The sequence below is a fragment of the Klugiella xanthotipulae genome (assembly GCF_006716695.1).
Classification (GTDB): Bacteria; Actinomycetota; Actinomycetes; order Actinomycetales; family Microbacteriaceae; genus Klugiella; species Klugiella xanthotipulae.
On sequence record NZ_VFPN01000001.1, the window covers coordinates 736137 to 751181 of the forward strand.

General features: G+C 65.6%; 18 protein-coding genes and 3 tRNA genes. 10 read left to right on the plus strand and 11 right to left on the minus strand.

Annotated features, from left to right (window positions below):
* Positions 1–18: 18 nt before the first annotated feature.
* The 8 genes from FB466_RS03375 to tilS all read right to left on the minus strand — a co-directional run bounded on the left by FB466_RS03375 (position 19) and on the right by tilS (position 6610).
* Positions 19–498, minus strand: coding sequence for a DUF3180 domain-containing protein (locus FB466_RS03375; RefSeq protein ID WP_170205998.1), 480 nt, complete (start codon positions 496–498; stop codon positions 19–21).
* On the minus strand, positions 495–986 hold the full coding sequence (gene folK, locus FB466_RS03380) for a 2-amino-4-hydroxy-6-hydroxymethyldihydropteridine diphosphokinase (RefSeq protein ID WP_141915845.1): 492 nt from the start codon (positions 984–986) through the stop codon (positions 495–497). Before folK ends, FB466_RS03375 begins: the two co-directional genes overlap by 4 nt.
* A complete protein-coding gene (gene folB, locus FB466_RS03385) occupies positions 983–1360 on the minus strand; it encodes a dihydroneopterin aldolase (protein ID WP_141915846.1) in 378 nt (125 codons plus the stop codon). Before folB ends, folK begins: the two co-directional genes overlap by 4 nt.
* Entirely contained in the window at positions 1344–2156 is an 813-nt protein-coding gene (gene folP, locus FB466_RS03390; protein WP_141915848.1) for a dihydropteroate synthase, read from the minus strand. Before folP ends, folB begins: the two co-directional genes overlap by 17 nt.
* Entirely contained in the window at positions 2153–2731 is a 579-nt protein-coding gene (folE, locus tag FB466_RS03395; RefSeq protein WP_246054508.1) for a GTP cyclohydrolase I, read from the minus strand. The genes folP and folE overlap by 4 nt, the downstream gene beginning before the upstream one ends.
* Positions 2732–2738: 7 nt before the next feature.
* Positions 2739–4769 carry an ATP-dependent zinc metalloprotease FtsH gene (gene ftsH, locus FB466_RS03400; protein WP_246054509.1) on the minus strand — a complete coding sequence of 677 codons (2031 nt, stop codon included), beginning with the start codon at positions 4767–4769 and terminating at the stop codon, positions 2739–2741.
* 146 nt (positions 4770–4915) lie between these two features.
* Positions 4916–5467, minus strand: coding sequence for a hypoxanthine phosphoribosyltransferase (gene hpt / locus FB466_RS03405; protein WP_141915852.1), 552 nt, complete (start codon positions 5465–5467; stop codon positions 4916–4918).
* A gap of 54 nt (positions 5468–5521) precedes the next feature.
* Positions 5522–6610, minus strand: a complete 1089-nt coding sequence (gene tilS, locus FB466_RS03410; RefSeq protein ID WP_141915854.1) for a tRNA lysidine(34) synthetase TilS — start codon at positions 6608–6610, stop codon at positions 5522–5524.
* 136 nt (positions 6611–6746) lie between these two features.
* On the opposite strand from tilS, the gene ppa reads away from it, so the two are divergent.
* Positions 6747–7241 carry an inorganic diphosphatase gene (gene ppa, locus FB466_RS03415; protein WP_141915856.1) on the plus strand — a complete coding sequence of 165 codons (495 nt, stop codon included), beginning with the start codon at positions 6747–6749 and terminating at the stop codon, positions 7239–7241.
* A 110-nt stretch (positions 7242–7351) separates the two neighbouring features.
* Here the strand turns inward: ppa and FB466_RS03420 are convergent, their stop codons facing one another.
* A complete protein-coding gene (locus FB466_RS03420) occupies positions 7352–8704 on the minus strand; it encodes a M23 family metallopeptidase (RefSeq protein WP_141915857.1) in 1353 nt (450 codons plus the stop codon).
* Between the two features lie 311 nt (positions 8705–9015).
* Here FB466_RS03420 and FB466_RS03425 point away from each other — a divergent pair.
* The 5 genes from FB466_RS03425 (at position 9016) to FB466_RS03445 (ending at position 10880) form a co-directional block, all read left to right on the plus strand.
* A tRNA-Glu gene (locus FB466_RS03425) sits at positions 9016–9091 on the plus strand.
* A 28-nt stretch (positions 9092–9119) separates the two neighbouring features.
* Positions 9120–9196 (plus strand) — tRNA-Asp (locus FB466_RS03430).
* Between the two features lie 62 nt (positions 9197–9258).
* Positions 9259–9331: transfer RNA gene (locus FB466_RS03435), tRNA-Phe, on the plus strand.
* Between the two features lie 392 nt (positions 9332–9723).
* The gene (locus FB466_RS03440) at positions 9724–10206 is read left to right on the plus strand and encodes an aromatic ring-opening dioxygenase LigA (protein WP_141915859.1); all 483 of its coding nucleotides are present in this window, start codon (positions 9724–9726) and stop codon (positions 10204–10206) included.
* Positions 10207–10304: 98 nt separating this feature from the next.
* A complete protein-coding gene (locus tag FB466_RS03445; RefSeq protein WP_170205999.1) occupies positions 10305–10880 on the plus strand; it encodes a GNAT family N-acetyltransferase in 576 nt (191 codons plus the stop codon).
* Here FB466_RS03445 and FB466_RS03450 read toward each other — a convergent pair.
* On the minus strand, positions 10877–11584 hold the full coding sequence (locus FB466_RS03450) for a winged helix-turn-helix domain-containing protein (protein WP_141915863.1): 708 nt from the start codon (positions 11582–11584) through the stop codon (positions 10877–10879). The two genes, FB466_RS03445 and FB466_RS03450, sit on opposite strands and share 4 nt — an antisense overlap.
* A gap of 77 nt (positions 11585–11661) precedes the next feature.
* Between FB466_RS03450 and FB466_RS13390 the strand changes: the two genes are divergently transcribed.
* Both FB466_RS13390 and FB466_RS03455 read left to right on the plus strand, forming a co-directional pair.
* Positions 11662–11832 carry a hypothetical protein gene (locus FB466_RS13390; RefSeq protein ID WP_170206000.1) on the plus strand — a complete coding sequence of 57 codons (171 nt, stop codon included), beginning with the start codon at positions 11662–11664 and terminating at the stop codon, positions 11830–11832.
* An 83-nt stretch (positions 11833–11915) separates the two neighbouring features.
* Positions 11916–12116: a hypothetical protein gene (locus tag FB466_RS03455; RefSeq protein WP_141915864.1), complete on the plus strand. Its 201-nt coding sequence runs from the start codon at positions 11916–11918 to the stop codon at positions 12114–12116.
* On the opposite strand, the gene FB466_RS03460 is transcribed toward FB466_RS03455, so the two are convergent.
* Positions 12113–13690, minus strand: coding sequence for an SIR2 family protein (locus tag FB466_RS03460; RefSeq protein ID WP_141915866.1), 1578 nt, complete (start codon positions 13688–13690; stop codon positions 12113–12115). The genes FB466_RS03455 and FB466_RS03460 overlap by 4 nt on opposite strands.
* Before the next feature lie 241 nt (positions 13691–13931).
* Here FB466_RS03460 and FB466_RS03465 point away from each other — a divergent pair, with 241 nt between their 5' ends.
* Positions 13932–14339, plus strand: coding sequence for a hypothetical protein (locus tag FB466_RS03465; protein WP_141915867.1), 408 nt, complete (start codon positions 13932–13934; stop codon positions 14337–14339).
* A gap of 248 nt (positions 14340–14587) precedes the next feature.
* Complete coding sequence (locus FB466_RS13395) at positions 14588–15043, plus strand: hypothetical protein (RefSeq protein ID WP_170206001.1); 456 nt, start codon at positions 14588–14590, stop codon at positions 15041–15043.
* The last annotated feature ends 2 nt before the right edge of the window (positions 15044–15045 follow it).

Sequence of the window (15045 nt, forward strand, 5' to 3'; positions counted from 1 at the left end):
GTCTCGTGGACGAGGAGGCTAGGCGGGCTGGTCCGCAGCATCCGCGCTCCCGTCCTCCGGCGGAGGCAGGGTACAGAAATGCTCCACCACCAATCCGGCAATCACGAGCAGAATGCCCCCCAGTGCGGCGGCGCTCACCAACACCCACGATTCTACCGGCGGGGCGAGCGTACGGGTCATCATGTAGCCCAGGATGCCGAGACCCACCCCGGTAAACAACGCGCCAGCCAGCGTGGAAGCCTGGGCCGCTGCCACCAAGCGCACGGCCGCAAACGGGTTGACGGGTGTGGATGACGCACCGGTGATCGAGCGGCGCACCGGGATCGCCAACCCCACGATCACGGCCGCGATCAGCACGAGTGTGAGGGGTAACGAGAGCGGTGGGATGATCATCGGCTGGTTATTCGCGGAGAGCCCCACCTCCACCAGGAAGGCGGCCCCGCCGCCAATCAGCACGCACAGGGTGATCGCCCCGGCCGAGGTGCGCCTGGCGCTCACGAGGCCCAGCCCCGCTCAATAATCTCGAGCAACTCGGCCACCCGGCCGTGACCCATCAGAACCGCGTGCGGGTCGAGGTCGAGCCACGGGCGCAGCACAAAATCGCGCTCGAAGGCGTGCGGGTGCGGCACCGTTAACCGCTCCGTCTGCACCATCCGACCACCGTAGGTGATGATGTCGATGTCGAGCGTGCGGCTCCCCCAGCGCTCGGTACGCACGCGGCCGTACTGCACCTCGATGCGGTTGATAAGGTCGAGCAATTCCTCGGGGCCACGATCGGTAGTCACCTCGGCGACGGCGTTCATGTAGGGGGGGATATCCGGGTCGGGTCCCCTCAGCGTGACCGCAACCGACTCGTGCAACGGTGACGGGCGCACCGAGTGAATACCCTCGGCGGCCATCAACTCGGCACAGGCCGCACCGATGGTGTTCTCACGATCTCCCAGGTTGCTGCCGAAGGCCAGGATGCACGTCACCAGCTGCCTCATGATCGACCCCGGACAATCGTGACGGACACGTCGGCAAAGGGCACCGTGATGGGCGCGTCCGGCTTGTGCACCGTGACCCGGGTGGCGCGCGCGGCGGCGCTGAGCAGCACCGTGGCCGCGACCCGCTCGGCCAGCGTCTCCAGCAGGTCAACGGGGTCGCGCTCAACCGAGGCGACGACGGCCTCCGCGAGCTCGCCGTAGTGGATGGTCTGGCCGAGGTCATCGCTACGGGAGGCGGCCCGCAGATCAACATCCACCGTCACGTCGATCACGAAGCGTTGTCCCCGCTCGCGCTCGTGGTCAAAAACGCCGTGGTACGCAAAGCATTCCAGCCCGGTCAGGGTGATGGTGTCGCCCTCAAACGGTGCGGCCATCTGCACCCTCCTGCCAGGCTCGCAGGGTGTCCAGTGCCACCCGCGTCGCACTCACATTGTGCACTCGAACGGCCCACGCGTGGGCCTGGGCGGCCAAAACACTCACAATAGCCGTGGGCAGATCGCGCCGATCCACGGGGGCATCGGCGGGTAGCAGCTCGGCCAGGAAACGCTTACGCGAGGCTCCCACCATCACGGGATGCCCAAGGCTCCTGAGCTCGTCAAAACGTGCCAATAGCTGCCAGTTCTGCACACCCACCTTGGAGAAGCCGAGGCCGGGGTCGAGCACCAGCTGCTCCTCACCAACACCGGCCTCTTTGGCCGCGCGCACACGGGCCTGCAACTCGCTGCGCACGTCCTGCGGAACATCGGCGTAGTGGGCGCGGTCGTCCATATTCTGCGAGCCATCGCGCCAGTGACCCAGCAGGTAGCGGAGGTCGGTTCCGGCGACGGCGGCAAACATCCCGGGGTCGGCCAGGCCGCCCGAGACGTCATTAATGATCCGCGCACCCGCGGCGGCAACTGAGAGAGCGGTCGCGGCATTGACGGTGTCAACGCTCACGGTGATGCCCTCGCGCACGAGCGCCGAGACGACCGGGAGGATGCGGTCCTGCTCCTCCTCGGCGGTGATCCGCACGGCACCGGGGCGGGTAGATTCACCCCCAACGTCCACGATATCGGCGCCCTCGTCGCGCATCCGCAACGCGTGCTCAACGGCGCGATTGGCCGCCAGGTACCGGCCGCCGTCGCTGAACGAGTCGGGGGTGACGTTGAGCACCCCCATGATGAGGGTCATTCGGACCCCCCAATCAGCGCGATAAGCTCGGCGCGCTGTGCCGGCTCGCCCAGGCGTCCGCGGCCCGCCATCGTGACGGTGGTGCTTCCCAGTTGGCGCGGACCGCGGGCCGTGACACAGCCGTGCGAAGCCTCAATCAGCACAAAAACGCCGTGCGGATGCAGGGCCGACTCCAGGCTGTTGGCCACCTGCTCCGTGAGTCGCTCCTGCACCTGCGGCCGCGCCGCAAGGCTGGCCAGCAGCCGAGGCAGGGCCCCCAGACCCACAACACGCTTGTCGGGCTGATACGCGATATGCGCCACACCCTGAAACGGCAGGAGGTGGTGCTCACACATGGATCGAAACTGAATATCGCGCAGCATCACCAGGTCGCCGGTGTCCTCGCCGACGGGGATGCTGTCGGCCAGATGCGCCTCGGCATCCTCGCCCACCCCCGAGAAGAAGTCGGTGCACGCCTCAGCCACCCGGGCGGGTGTCGTCTGGAGACCGGGGCGGTCCAGGTCCTCGCCAATCGCGGCCAGAATCTCGGCCACTGCGGCCTCAATGCGAGCCTTGTCAATACGCGACTCGTTCACACTCGTCCTAACCGTTTGACTCCGGGGCCTGCTCATCGGCGGCCGGGGTATCGGATACGGGGGCCTTCACCCCAAAGTCGGGCCGGTACACGTCGCCCTCGGCGAGCGTGGCATCGGTCTGCGCGATTGCCGGGATGGCGACGGGCGGCAGATCCGACACGGGCCGACCCTCACTCGACAGCCACTGCGGGCGCTCGGGCAGCTTCTTGACCTCCGTGAAGATTTCGGCCAGCTGGTTGTGGTCGAGCGTCTCCTTCTCAAGAAGCTCACTCGCCAGGCGGTCGAGGACGTGCCGGTTATCGTTCAGTACCCGCCACGCCTCGTTATGCGCGTTTTCGAGGAGTTTGCGGATCTCGTGGTCTACCTTAACGGCCATCCCCTCGGAGTAGTCGCGGGCCTGACCGGCATCGCCGAGGTAGCCGGGGCCGGCCGTCGCGCCGAGCTTCACCGGGCCCAGTTCGGAGGTCATACCGTACTCGGTCACCATCTTGCGGGCCGTACTCGTGGCCTTCTCGATGTCGTTGGAGGCGCCGGTCGTCGGATCGTGGAACACGATCTCCTCAGCCACCCGGCCACCCATCGCGTAGGCGAGCTGGTCGAGCAGCTCGTTACGCGAGACCGAGTATTTGTCTTCGAGCGGGATAACCATCGTGTAGCCGAGGGCACGGCCGCGCGGCAGGATCGTCACCTTGGTGACCGGGTCGGTGTTGTTCATTGAGGCCGCAACCAGGGCGTGACCACCCTCGTGGTAGGCGGTGATGAGCTTTTCCTTGTCCTTCATCATGCGCGTGCGGCGCTGCGGCCCAGCGACCACGCGGTCGATGGCCTCATCGAGGGCGCGGTTGTCGATCAGCTGCGCGTTGGAACGGGCCGTGAGGAGAGCGGCCTCGTTGAGCACATTGGCCAGGTCGGCCCCCGTGAAGCCGGGGGTTTTGCGGGCCACGACATCCAAATCAACCGTGTCAGAGAGAGGTTTGCCCTTGGCGTGCACATCCAGAATCTCGCGGCGACCCTTCATATCGGGGGCGTCTACACCAATCTGGCGGTCAAAACGGCCCGGACGCAGCAGGGCCGGGTCCAGCAATTCGGGGCGGTTGGTGGCGGCAATCAGGATGACGTTGGTCTTCACATCGAAGCCATCCATCTCGACAAGCAGCTGGTTGAGGGTCTGCTCACGCTCGTCGTGGCCACCGCCCATACCCTGACCACGGCGCTGACCGACGGCGTCGATCTCGTCAACGAAGATAATGGCGGGCGAGTTCTGCTTGGCCTGGTCGAAGAGGTCACGCACCCGGCTCGCGCCGACGCCGACAAACATCTCGACAAAGTCGGAACCCGAGATGGAGTAGAAGGGCACCCCGGCCTCACCGGCCACGGCGCGGGCGAGCAGCGTCTTACCGGTTCCGGGCGGGCCGTAAAGAAGGACGCCCTTGGGGATGCGGGCCCCCACCGCAAGGAACCGGGCCGGCTCCTGCAAGAATTCCTTGATCTCGTGCAGTTCCTCAATGGCCTCGTCGGCCCCGGCAACATCCGCAAACGTGACCTGCGGGGTCTCCTTGGAGACCAGCTTGGCCTTGGACTTGCCAAACTGCATGACCTTGTTGCCGCCGCCCTGCATATTGGACAGCATCCACCAGAAAAAGGCACCGATCAACAGCAGGGGCAGCATGATGCCCAGGAGGGAGAGCCACCCGCTGGGCTGGGGAACCTGGTCGTTGTAGCCCTTGTCGGGATCGGCATCCGTGACGGCCGCGACCACATCGGCCCCGCGCTGGGTCACGTAGTAGAAGTAGACCTCTTTACCGTTCTCTTTATCGGCTTTGGTGAGCGTGAGGTTGACCCGCTGCTCGCCATCCACGATCTCGGCAGACTCGACGGTACCGCCCTTCAGCAGTTCCATGCCCTTCTGGGTGTCGATCTCCTTGGCACCGCCACCGGAGATCAGGCTCCAGCCCAAAAACACCACGAGGGCGGCCACCGCAATGTAGAGGAGTGGACCGCGAAAAAAGCTTTTCTTACGAGGAGTCTTCTCAGCCAATCGGGGCACCTTTCTGGATGCGCTCAACATGCCAACACGTCGGGCGTTATATCGCCCCAGAGTACCGGCTATTTTCTCGACACCGCTCGGGTTTCTGCCGAGGGCGTAATGGAATGGAGGGGAGCCCGCCCCGTGGCGGAGATCCCCTACTCGTAAATGTGCGTGGCGAGAACGGCGACATCGCGCAGATTGCGGTAGCGCTCGGCAAAGTCGAGACCGTAGCCGACCACAAAATCGTTGGGAATCTCGAAGCCCACGTAGCGCACATCAACCTCCACCTTGGCGGCGTCCGGCTTGCGCAGCATGGCGCAGATTTCCACCGAGGCGGCACCACGCGACTCCAGATTCTCCCGTAGCCAGGAGAGGGTGAGCCCCGAATCAATGATGTCCTCCACGATCAGCACGTCCCGGCCGTGCAGGTCGCTATCGAGGTCTTTGAGGATGCGCACCACACCGCTCGACTTGGTACCAGCCCCATAGGAGCTCACAGCCATCCAATCCATCTCAACGTGCACGCGCAGTTCACGCGCGAGATCCGCCATCACCATAACCGCCCCCTTGAGCACGCCGACCAGGAGCGGGGTACGACCCTCGTAATCGGCCTCGATCTGGCGAGCCAGCTCGGCGGTCTTGGCAACCAGCTGGGCCTCTGTGACCAGAATCTCGGAAAGGTCGTCACTGATGTGGGTGGAGTCCATTGCTCTCTTTCGGTTTGTGCGGGTTCCGCCGCGCTGGCAAACGTTCAGCTGGGCTCATGTGGGGGGGGTCGCTGAGAAAACCAGCCACCCAGCATCCCTGACAACTCTAATACCGGGAAGGTCAACCGCCTTCTGGCCACGCCAATGGGTGACGAGAGCGGCAACAGCGAGGGTGTGTGTGCGGCTGAGTGAGACGCCAAACTCTGCGAGCACCACGAAGCGGATGATGCGCTGCCGGAGCGCCGCCGGGTTGTGTTCGAGGGCGGCAACCGAGACCCGGATACCCGCCTCGGCCGGGGCCACGATCTCCTCAATGAACTCCTCGATCATCTCGTCGAAGGCTTCCGCATCCTCGCGCAGTTGGTCGGCCGTGCGGGCGAGAGCCACCGCGATACCGGGGCCGAGTTCGGCCTCCAGCACCGGCAGCACGGTCTGGCGCACCCGCACCCGGGTGTATCGAAGGTCGTCGTTGTGCGGGTCCTGCCACGGCTCCCAGCCGCTATCGGCGCAGAACTGTGCGGTATCGGCGCGGCGCACACCCAGCAGCGGGCGGCGGTAGGGGCCGGAGGCCGGGGACATCCCGGCCAGGCTGGCGGAGCCCGAGCCGCGGGCCAGCCCCAGCAGCATCGTCTCGGCCTGGTCATCGAGCGTGTGGCCCAGCAGGATCACGCGGGCACCCGTCACCTCGCGGGCACGGTCGAGGGCAGCGTAGCGGGCATCCCGGGCATCCGCCTCGGGCCCGCGGTTTGAGCCGACAACAACACGGATGATAAGCACCGGGGCCAACCCCAGGTCGCGTGCCCGGTGCGCGGCCCGCTCGGCCACGGCGGCAGAACCGTCTTGCAATCCGTGGTCAACCACAACCGCACCCACGCGCAGACCGGCGTTGTGTGCCTCGAAGGAGGCGGCGGCGGCGAGCGCAAGAGAGTCGGCCCCACCGCTGAGGGCCACGAGCGCGTCGGGCACGTTGCGCCCGTCGGCCCCACCGGTCGCCCGGTCGGCGAGCAGCCCAGCCAGGCAGCCGCGCACGGCGGCACGCACCGCACCGATCACGGGCGTCAACCGCTCAGGGCGGGGCGGCGGACCGGCGGGGTGCTCGCAGATCACGAGAACGTCACCGCCGGGAGGAATCGTCTGGGGCATGTCACAACGCTACAGCCGGGCGGGAATTTCGACACGATTTTGGCCAATCTACTACTCTGGGAGGCAACGGTCGCCGTCGCGGCCACGACCACTGTGTCTCACCACCGTTTCACTCTCACCATAAGGAGCCAGCTACATGGCCGCATTTGACGCCGTCATTGAAATCCCCAAGGGCAGCCGTAACAAGTACGAGATCGATCACGAAACCGGCCGGGTCTTCCTCGACCGCGTGCTCTTCACCTCGTTTGTGTACCCCACGGACTACGGGTACTTCGAGAACACGCTCGGCCTGGATGGCGACCCCGTTGATGTGCTTGTGCTGCTGGAGTACCCGCTGTTCCCCGGGGTCGGCGTGAAGGTTCGCCCGGTGGGCGTGCTCAACATGAGCGACGAGGCCGGAAACGACGCCAAGGTGATCGCGGTTCCGCACAAGGACCCCCGCTGGAGCCACATCCAGGACATCGCCGACGTGCCCGAGCAGACCCGCACGGAGATCGAGCACTTCTTCACGCGCTACAAAGACCTGGAGCCCGGCAAGTTTGTGAAGATCGAGGGCTGGGGCGACGCCGCCGAGGCCACGCAGATTGTGGAAGACGGCTTTGTTCGTCTCACGGAGGAGGGCGGCCACTAGGCGACGCTTCCTGCGGATACGCTACGGGCGGGTGACTCACGGCGAGTCACCCGCCCGTAGCGTATGGTCGGCGCACAGGGGCCCGCCGAGACTGCGAGCGGGCGGAGATTTTAGTAGAGATTCACCCCGCGTGCCGCCATAAACGGCACCGGGTTGGTGTGGCTGCCGTTCACGTAGGTCTCAAAGTGCACGTGGCATCCGGTGGACATCCCCGTGGTTCCCGTGCCGGCAACCACCTGACCCGCCGCAACCGACTGGCCGAGGGAGACGTAAACACCGCCGTTCATGATGTGGCCGTAGCGGGTCTTGATACCGCCGCCGTGGCTAATCTCGACCATATTGCCGTAGCCGCCGTTGGCCCAGCCCGCGTAGGTGACAACACCGGCCGCCGCCGCAAAGATGGAGGATCCACACGAGTTGGCGATGTCGCTGCCGGTGTGGAACGAACCAGAACAGCCGTAGTTGGCGCAGAGCGAGTTGCGGTACCCGTAGCCGGAGGTATAGCGACCGTTGCTGGGGCGGTACCAGACACCGGTACCCACAACAGGTGCCCCACCGCCGCCGCCGGGGCTCGCGGCCGCACCGCTCCCAGCCGAGGAGCCCTGGGATGCCCGCCAGGCAGCCTCCTCGGCCGCCCGCTTAGCCGCGGCCGCAGCCTCGGCCTTGCGACGCTGTTCTGCCTCGATCCGCACTCGTTCCTCGTAGCCCTTCACCGTCTCAGTAGTCTTATCTTTGAGCGCGTCCAGCTGCGCGTTGAGGGTGACCTGCTGAGCCTCCTGAGCGGCCAGCTTCTCCTGTGAGGCCTGGGCTGCGGCGGCGGCGGCCTGCATAGCCGTCTCAGCCTCCTGGCTGAGGCGCTCACGCTCGTCCTTGGCCACCTGAGCCTGCTCGCCGAGCGAGGCTGCGTTGTTGGTGGCTACCTGAGCGTCTTCGTACAGGGCGGTGTTGCGCTCGGTCGCGCGGGTCATCATGCTCAGTCGTGAGAGCAGGCCGTCCGCCGCAGCGGCGTCCTGGTCGAGGAACAGTTCGAGAGTCTGGTCAGTACCGCTCGTGCGATACATCTGGGAGGCGACGGATGCGGCCTGATCGGCGGCGTCCTCCGCCTTCTTTTTACTGGCAGCGGCCTCATCGGTGAGGGTGGTGAAGCGGACATCGGCCTCCTGGAACTTCTGCTGCGCCTCCACGTAAATATTAAAGGTGCGCTCGGCCTCCACCTTGGTGGCCTCCACCTCGTCTTGGAGCCGCACAATAAGGCCCTCAATTTCGGTGACCTTGGCGGCCGTGGCGGCTTCGTTCTTCTTTGCGGCCTGAACGTCTGACCAGGTGGGCAGGTCGAGCGCGTAGGCCGGCTGGGCGGCTGTGGCATTCAGCCCGGCCGCAAACAGGCTGCCGACAAGTGCAACAGTGAGCCCGCGGCGCAGAGCGCGCCGACGTGTGGATGTGGTGTGTACCGTGTGTGCCATGTTCCCTCGCTTTGCGACCGACGCCGCAACCCCGGATTTCGTCTTGTTTGTCACATCGTTAACAGTGTCCACACTAGCAACAGCCCCCACAATCCCCCGAAAAACCCTTCAAGGATCGCTGTGATGCGTGCGCGAGAAGCCGTCATGACGGCGCAGAACACGCTCACGACCCTACCCCCGAAAACCATTTTTTGCCGATAATTCCGGGCCTGTCGGGCGATTTTTGCGATCCGCTGGCGACTCGATTTGATTATTGAGGAGATTTCATCGTAAGCTTGTGCCTCGGTAGTCATGGTGTTGAAAAGCGCTAAGGCCCCATCGTTTAGTGGCCTAGGACACCGCCCTTTCACGGCGGCAGCACGGGTTCGAATCCCGTTGGGGTCACCAGAACTACCACAGTATAATTCCACAGTATGGCCCTGTAGCGCAGTTGGTTAGCGCGCCGCCCTGTCACGGCGGAGGTCGCGGGTTCAAGTCCCGTCAGGGTCGCCAAGTAGTGGAAGTCCTTCCTTCGGGGAGGGCTTCCACCCTTGTAGGGCGATGTATTTGTCCTAGGCTCTGTAGCTCAGTTGGTAGAGCGTTCGACTGAAAATCGAAAGGTCACCGGATCGATGCCGGTCGGAGCCACTGAAACCCCGTGTAGCTTCTACATCACGGGGTTTCTTTGCATTAACGCCCCGCCCCGCCCCGCCCCGGGTGACTTTTCCTCACAGATCGACGTTTATTTCGCCGCTTTGTGCACAAAACTCACCCGTATTGCATAAAAACCGCCCGCGGCCGGTGGGGGCTGCACGGGAGCGCAACCATCCCGGGGCGGCAGCCAGCGCACCGTAGGTGGGGTGATGCCGCCTACGGTGCGGCACAAAATTTACTCGACCTGAAGCATCGGCTGTGCTATCAAGGTTTCAGGGAGGTGTCACCCGCCAGGCGGCGCGGCCCCACCCCGGCAGAGCACAATCAAATAGCGTCACTCCCCCCGGCACATCGAACCCACCGGGCTCCGACCGCACGGAGTAATCATGACCGACACAACAGCATCCGCCCCCCTCCCCCTGACCCTCACGCCGGGTAAGGCCGCCGGTCTGCGCTGGGTGGGTATCCTCGCGATCACCGCAGGCATCCTGATGGTGATCACGGGTGCCGTTGTCTGGGGCGTGGTGACGACCCAGCTGCGTGCCGAAAAGATCACGGTGGCGGAGGATGCCGCGTTCCTGGCCGGGGCTGAGGTGGCCGGACCGTTCTCGGCACTCGCCCAAGCCGACATCATCAATGTGCACGCCCTCAAGATCACCGACAACCAAACCTACGCCGAGCTCGGCAAAGACGACCCGCTGCGCGCCGTCGTCATGAACGCCTCCTTCCTGCGTACCTCCCTCTTCACCTCGGTCGTGTCCTACGGAGTCTCCGCGTTCGCCATCGGCAGCGGGCTCATCCTCGGACTCGTCGGCTGGGCACTGACCGCGCTCTCACCGAAGGCCGCGCCGCGCCGCGCATCTGTCTAACCACAGCCCCGCACGCCCCCGCCGCACGCCCTCGGGCATCCGGCGGGGGCGTTTTTATCGGGCGGTGGCCGCGGGGTCGGCGGCGGGATAATGGGGTTGTGCATCCGGTTCCCCTCACCACCAGCCGACTCCTACTGAATCAGCCCACCACACGCGACGTTGATCGCATCGCAGACTACTGCACCGAGCCACTCTTCGAGCGATTCATGGCAACCCCCTGGCCATACCGACGAAGCGACGCCGAGTTTTTTGTACACACGGTGGCACCGATTGGCTGGTCAACCGAGACCGAGGCGACCTGGGCGATGCGGGCACGCAGCGGCCCCGACACCCTCCTGGGGCTCGTGAGCATCCGCGCGGACTCCGGCGAGGTGGGCTATTGGCTGGGCGCACCGCACCGCGGACACGGATACACCGTTGAGGCCCTGCACCGGGTGGTGGGGTGGGCGCTCGACACGACATTTGGCGGGGTGGCGGAGGCTCACTGGTCGTGCACGGTGGGAAATGTGGCCTCGGCCGCCGTGGCCCGAGCCGCCGGATTTCACTATGTCGGAACCGGGCCGAGCATCATCCCAGACCGTGCGGGCGGGCATCCGAACGCCTGGCACGGGGTGTACCGGGCGGCGGACGGGACAGCAACGTGGCCGCCACACACCCGAGCGATTGAGACCTAATCTGGCGAGGAGGGTGACACCCCGGAGGAACCGAGGGTGTCGAGGATGCTCCGACCCGCGTCGGTGATACGCAGCGCACGGTCCCCCACGGTCTGGGTGGCCCAGCCGCGGTCAAGAAAGGCGGCCAGCAGATGCCTACCCAGCCGACCGGCGAGGTGCGGACGACGCTCGGTCCAGTCGAGGCAGCCGCGCACCGCCGGGCGGCGGCCACGGGGCTCGAAGGTGCCGAGACCCAGGAGCTCGGCGACCGGCGTGGACAGGTCGAGGAGTGTTCCCTCACTCGCCGCGACGAGCGGGGCGATAGTGCCCGTGGCGACGAGCGCATCCGCCAGTTGAAGGGCGACGGCCCCGGCGATGTGGTCGTAGCAGGTGCGCGCGTGGCCGAGCCGCAGGGCCGTGCGCGACTGCGTGTAGCCGCTCACCGGCTCGCGCGGGGCGATGGCCTGCAACGCCTCGATAGCCGCCGCAATCTCGGCGGTGGCCAGCTCAAAGTAGCGGTGCCTGCCGAGGGTGCGCACCGTGAGCATCCCACCCGCCACGAGCTGAGACAGATGGTTGCTGGCCGTGGACGGCGAGACGCGGGCGATGGTGGCGAGTTCACCGGCGGGCAGGGAACGGCCGCCCACAAGCGCCGTGAGCATGGCCGCGCGGGCCGGTTCGGCCATGAGACGCGCGGGAATGCCGATCTGGGTGTCTCCCTGCATGGTTCCACTGTAGGCCCGGGACCTGTCGTCCGGGGGCGAAATATGATGGTACGGCCACCCCGCCCTACGATGGGAGGATGCGCATCCGAGACACCAGCGAGCTGCGGCGAGATGACCACGCCGGCCCCCTCAGTCCCCGCGACCGGATCCTTCGCGACATCGCGGAGGTGGAGGCGGAGTACGCGGCGGGGCAGATACCGTTTGTGGCCTACGTGAACCATAAACGGTTGCTGCTGCGACAGCTCTAGCGACCCGAGGGCTACTCATGGGGGCGTGTTAGAATGTGGCCCAGTTCAGTGTTTATTCCGTGGGAACAGAAATAGTAGGCACCATGACCGTCCTAGAGTTTATTGAAAATGCTGCCGATGAGGCCGCTGCCCGGGCCCGCAAAGGGGCTCCCAGCCCGGAGGCTGGCGAACTCGCCGCCAATGCGGCGCGATTCAACACAACGGTTGAACTTGAGCGCGACATCACCTTTCTTCGGATGCTCACCACAACAGACACCACCCTCCGCACCGCGAAAACGCGCTAAGGCCCCGCCACCCGGGTCACATCCGTACCGCACGCTCGAAGCAGTAGCGTGAGCACATTTCGTTTCCACTCGGTAATTTGTGAGGAACTCAAGAACTGGCTCGATGCCAGCGTAATCACGGCCACGATAACGCCGTCACACTCCACCGGCACGGCGAGGAACGAGCGCCACGTGTAGCGGCTATCCCCGTGGTCGGCGGCCCGGCCCGGTTCCAGGTCCTGGACCCCGTAGGACTGCGGTCGCCCGGCCACGAAAGCCTGCACCGCGGCGAGGTAGCTGGAAGAGTTGATCTCGGCCGTCTTGCCGTTGAGGCCGACAGAACGGACATCATCCGAGGTCGCCCAGCGGGTGAGGACCCGATTGCGCCGGGACGGTGCCGTGCGCAACCAGGCCTCAATCCGGTAGCGCTCCGTGGACCGCACGAGCGGATCGGTGGGGGGAACATCGCCCATCGCGAGGTAGACCCGCCCCAAGGCGACCCGCAGATTGTCCGGCATCGTGGGGTAGCCGTCCCGCTGACGTAACCACCGCTCCCACCACTCCGAGAGCCGGGTGCCGTAGGGGACGCCCGGAACCGTCGCAGACGCAGCGGTGATCTCGTGAGTGAGTTGAGCCACCTGGCCGTGAAAATCGGGGAAAATGACCTCCAACCCCATTTCTGAGCCCCGGCAGCGGATCTCATCGGCGGCCATCGCGGCACAGTTGGTATCTCCCGCAATGGAGATGCTCTGAAAAGGCAGGACCGCGTACCGGAGAAAACGCTCCCGCTCCGCGCACACCCGCGAGTCGGACAGGGCCCGCACGAGGGGGATATCCGTGAGGCTGCTGCCCAGGATGAGCGTCATCGGGTGGCTGCTCAGGTAGTCACCGAGCGTGCCGGACACCGTCACGGCGCTCTCGGCATAGCTTCTCTCGTTGAGCACGATGGGCCAGGCTGCCTGGCCCCGCTCCGGCATCCGGCCGTGCAGGTACACGATGGTGAGCGGGGGCGTGTCGCCGATGGACTCCACAATCACGCGAGTTCCCGGCCGAGCGCCGAGGGTGCGAACGCTCAGACCGGGCACCCGAGACATCCCCTGGTTCACGAACAGCCGGTACAGCGCAAGAAACTCGGTTTCCACGTGAACGTCGTAGTTTGTCGTGAGCACAACCGTCGTGCGGCCGCGCAGCGCACGGGCAATCACCAGCCAGATAATGTTTTTGACCAGGTTTCCCCGCGCCCACGGCTGCTGGGTGTACAGGCGGGTCCTCAGCTCACGGACGAGACGGGCGCGGACCAGCCCCGGCGGGTTGTTCTTCCGCAGATGGTGGATGTACACCGACGCCAACTCTGCCGGGCCCATGAAAGACCCCAGTTGTTGAGCCTCCCGCCGCAGCGGCATGGTGCCGTTCTGGGAGCCCCGGCGCACGGGAAAAAGCGAGGTGACGAGCCCGCCCCAGGAATACCCGGTGTGGTCAATTGTGACACCGGCCCCGCAGTAGATCAGGAGGTCACGCTCTTCCTCGCCGATGCGCGAAATGTCGGCGTGCGTGCGCGACTGCTCAAAGAATGGCGTGTGGTGTCGGTAGGCCATAATTCCACTCCTCGTCGCGGTCTTCACCATCGTAACGAGTGTGGGAGGGGTGCGGTGACCCGGCCGAGTCCTCGGCACCGTCGTGACGACTCGGAGAATATCTGAGATTAGTTTGCGAACAAGGTGTGAATGTGCCTATAATCTACTCGCATTCGCGGGCCGCATAGGGGTGGGCCACGGAGGCGTGCGACTGCCGTTCAGAGCGGCCGCATCCACAGCATCACTTTATTTGGGGTTTATCGTGCACCGCATCACTGCACGCTCGGGCGTGCGCAACGCCTCTTCTCGCGATCGCGGCGGGCGAGTAACACCGGGTCGCACCGCGCTCAAAGTCTCGGCACTCGTCATCGCCGGTCTGGCGCTGGCCCCGGCGGCGGGGGTGGTTTCGACGGCCTACGCGCCTGCGGACCAGCCGACCACCGAGTCCTCACCCACCGTAGCGGATGAGGTGGTGGCCAGCGATGATCTGACCTCGCCCACCGACGCAACGACAGTATCCAACCGGGCAGGCGCGGCCCAGCCCACCCCCGGCCTGATCGAGACGGGTGACCCCGTGAGCGTCGGCCTGCCCATCGGCACGGGGATGCTGCTGGTGGGTGGCGGAACACTCCTCGCGCTGCCGCTGTGGCGCCGCGGCGAGTCCGGGTAGGGCTGTCCGCGTCGGCTGCACGTCGGTACAGCGCCCGCACAACGGGGTTGTCGGGGTGCTCTCGCGCGGCACGCACTCCGCACCGTCATTAGGTGAACGTCCATTTGGTATCTGCGGCGATGTAGCGTAGCGTTTTGCCAGGTTCCGGATTGTGCGCCGCCTCACGGGAGATTCCGCTGATGTCGCTCACCGTGGCGGGCTCTGAATACGGCCAGCACTCATGCGCACATCAGGCCGAGGAATAAGCAGTGACGATAGTCTTCAACGAGGAAGCGGCAGACTCGCTCATCACCACGGCCCGGGCTGCGGATACGGAGCTCCGTAACGAGGGCGTGCTGCGCCGCGGGGCGGTCGAGACCGCTGTACAGGACTTCTCCGGCGGCTACGCCAGGCTCTTCACGACGGCGAGTTCTTTCGAGTCGGAGGACCGCGGGAAACTCGCCGGAATCCTCGATGACCTCGCCAACCAGGTTGAGGAGGCACAGCGTAAAGCCGCGGAGGAGACGGACCGGCACAAGAAACTCGCCGACTGGCGTGTGCGAGACGAGGAGCGCGAGCAGCGCCGCCCTCACCGACACGATCGGTGCGGAGATCGACAGCTTCTTCGACCCCAAACCCTCAGAAACGCCCGCTGCCCCACCCACCATCTCGGCAACGTTCTCCGCGCGGCAACGCACACGGACCTCGGGCGGCTCCTCGAGTGAGA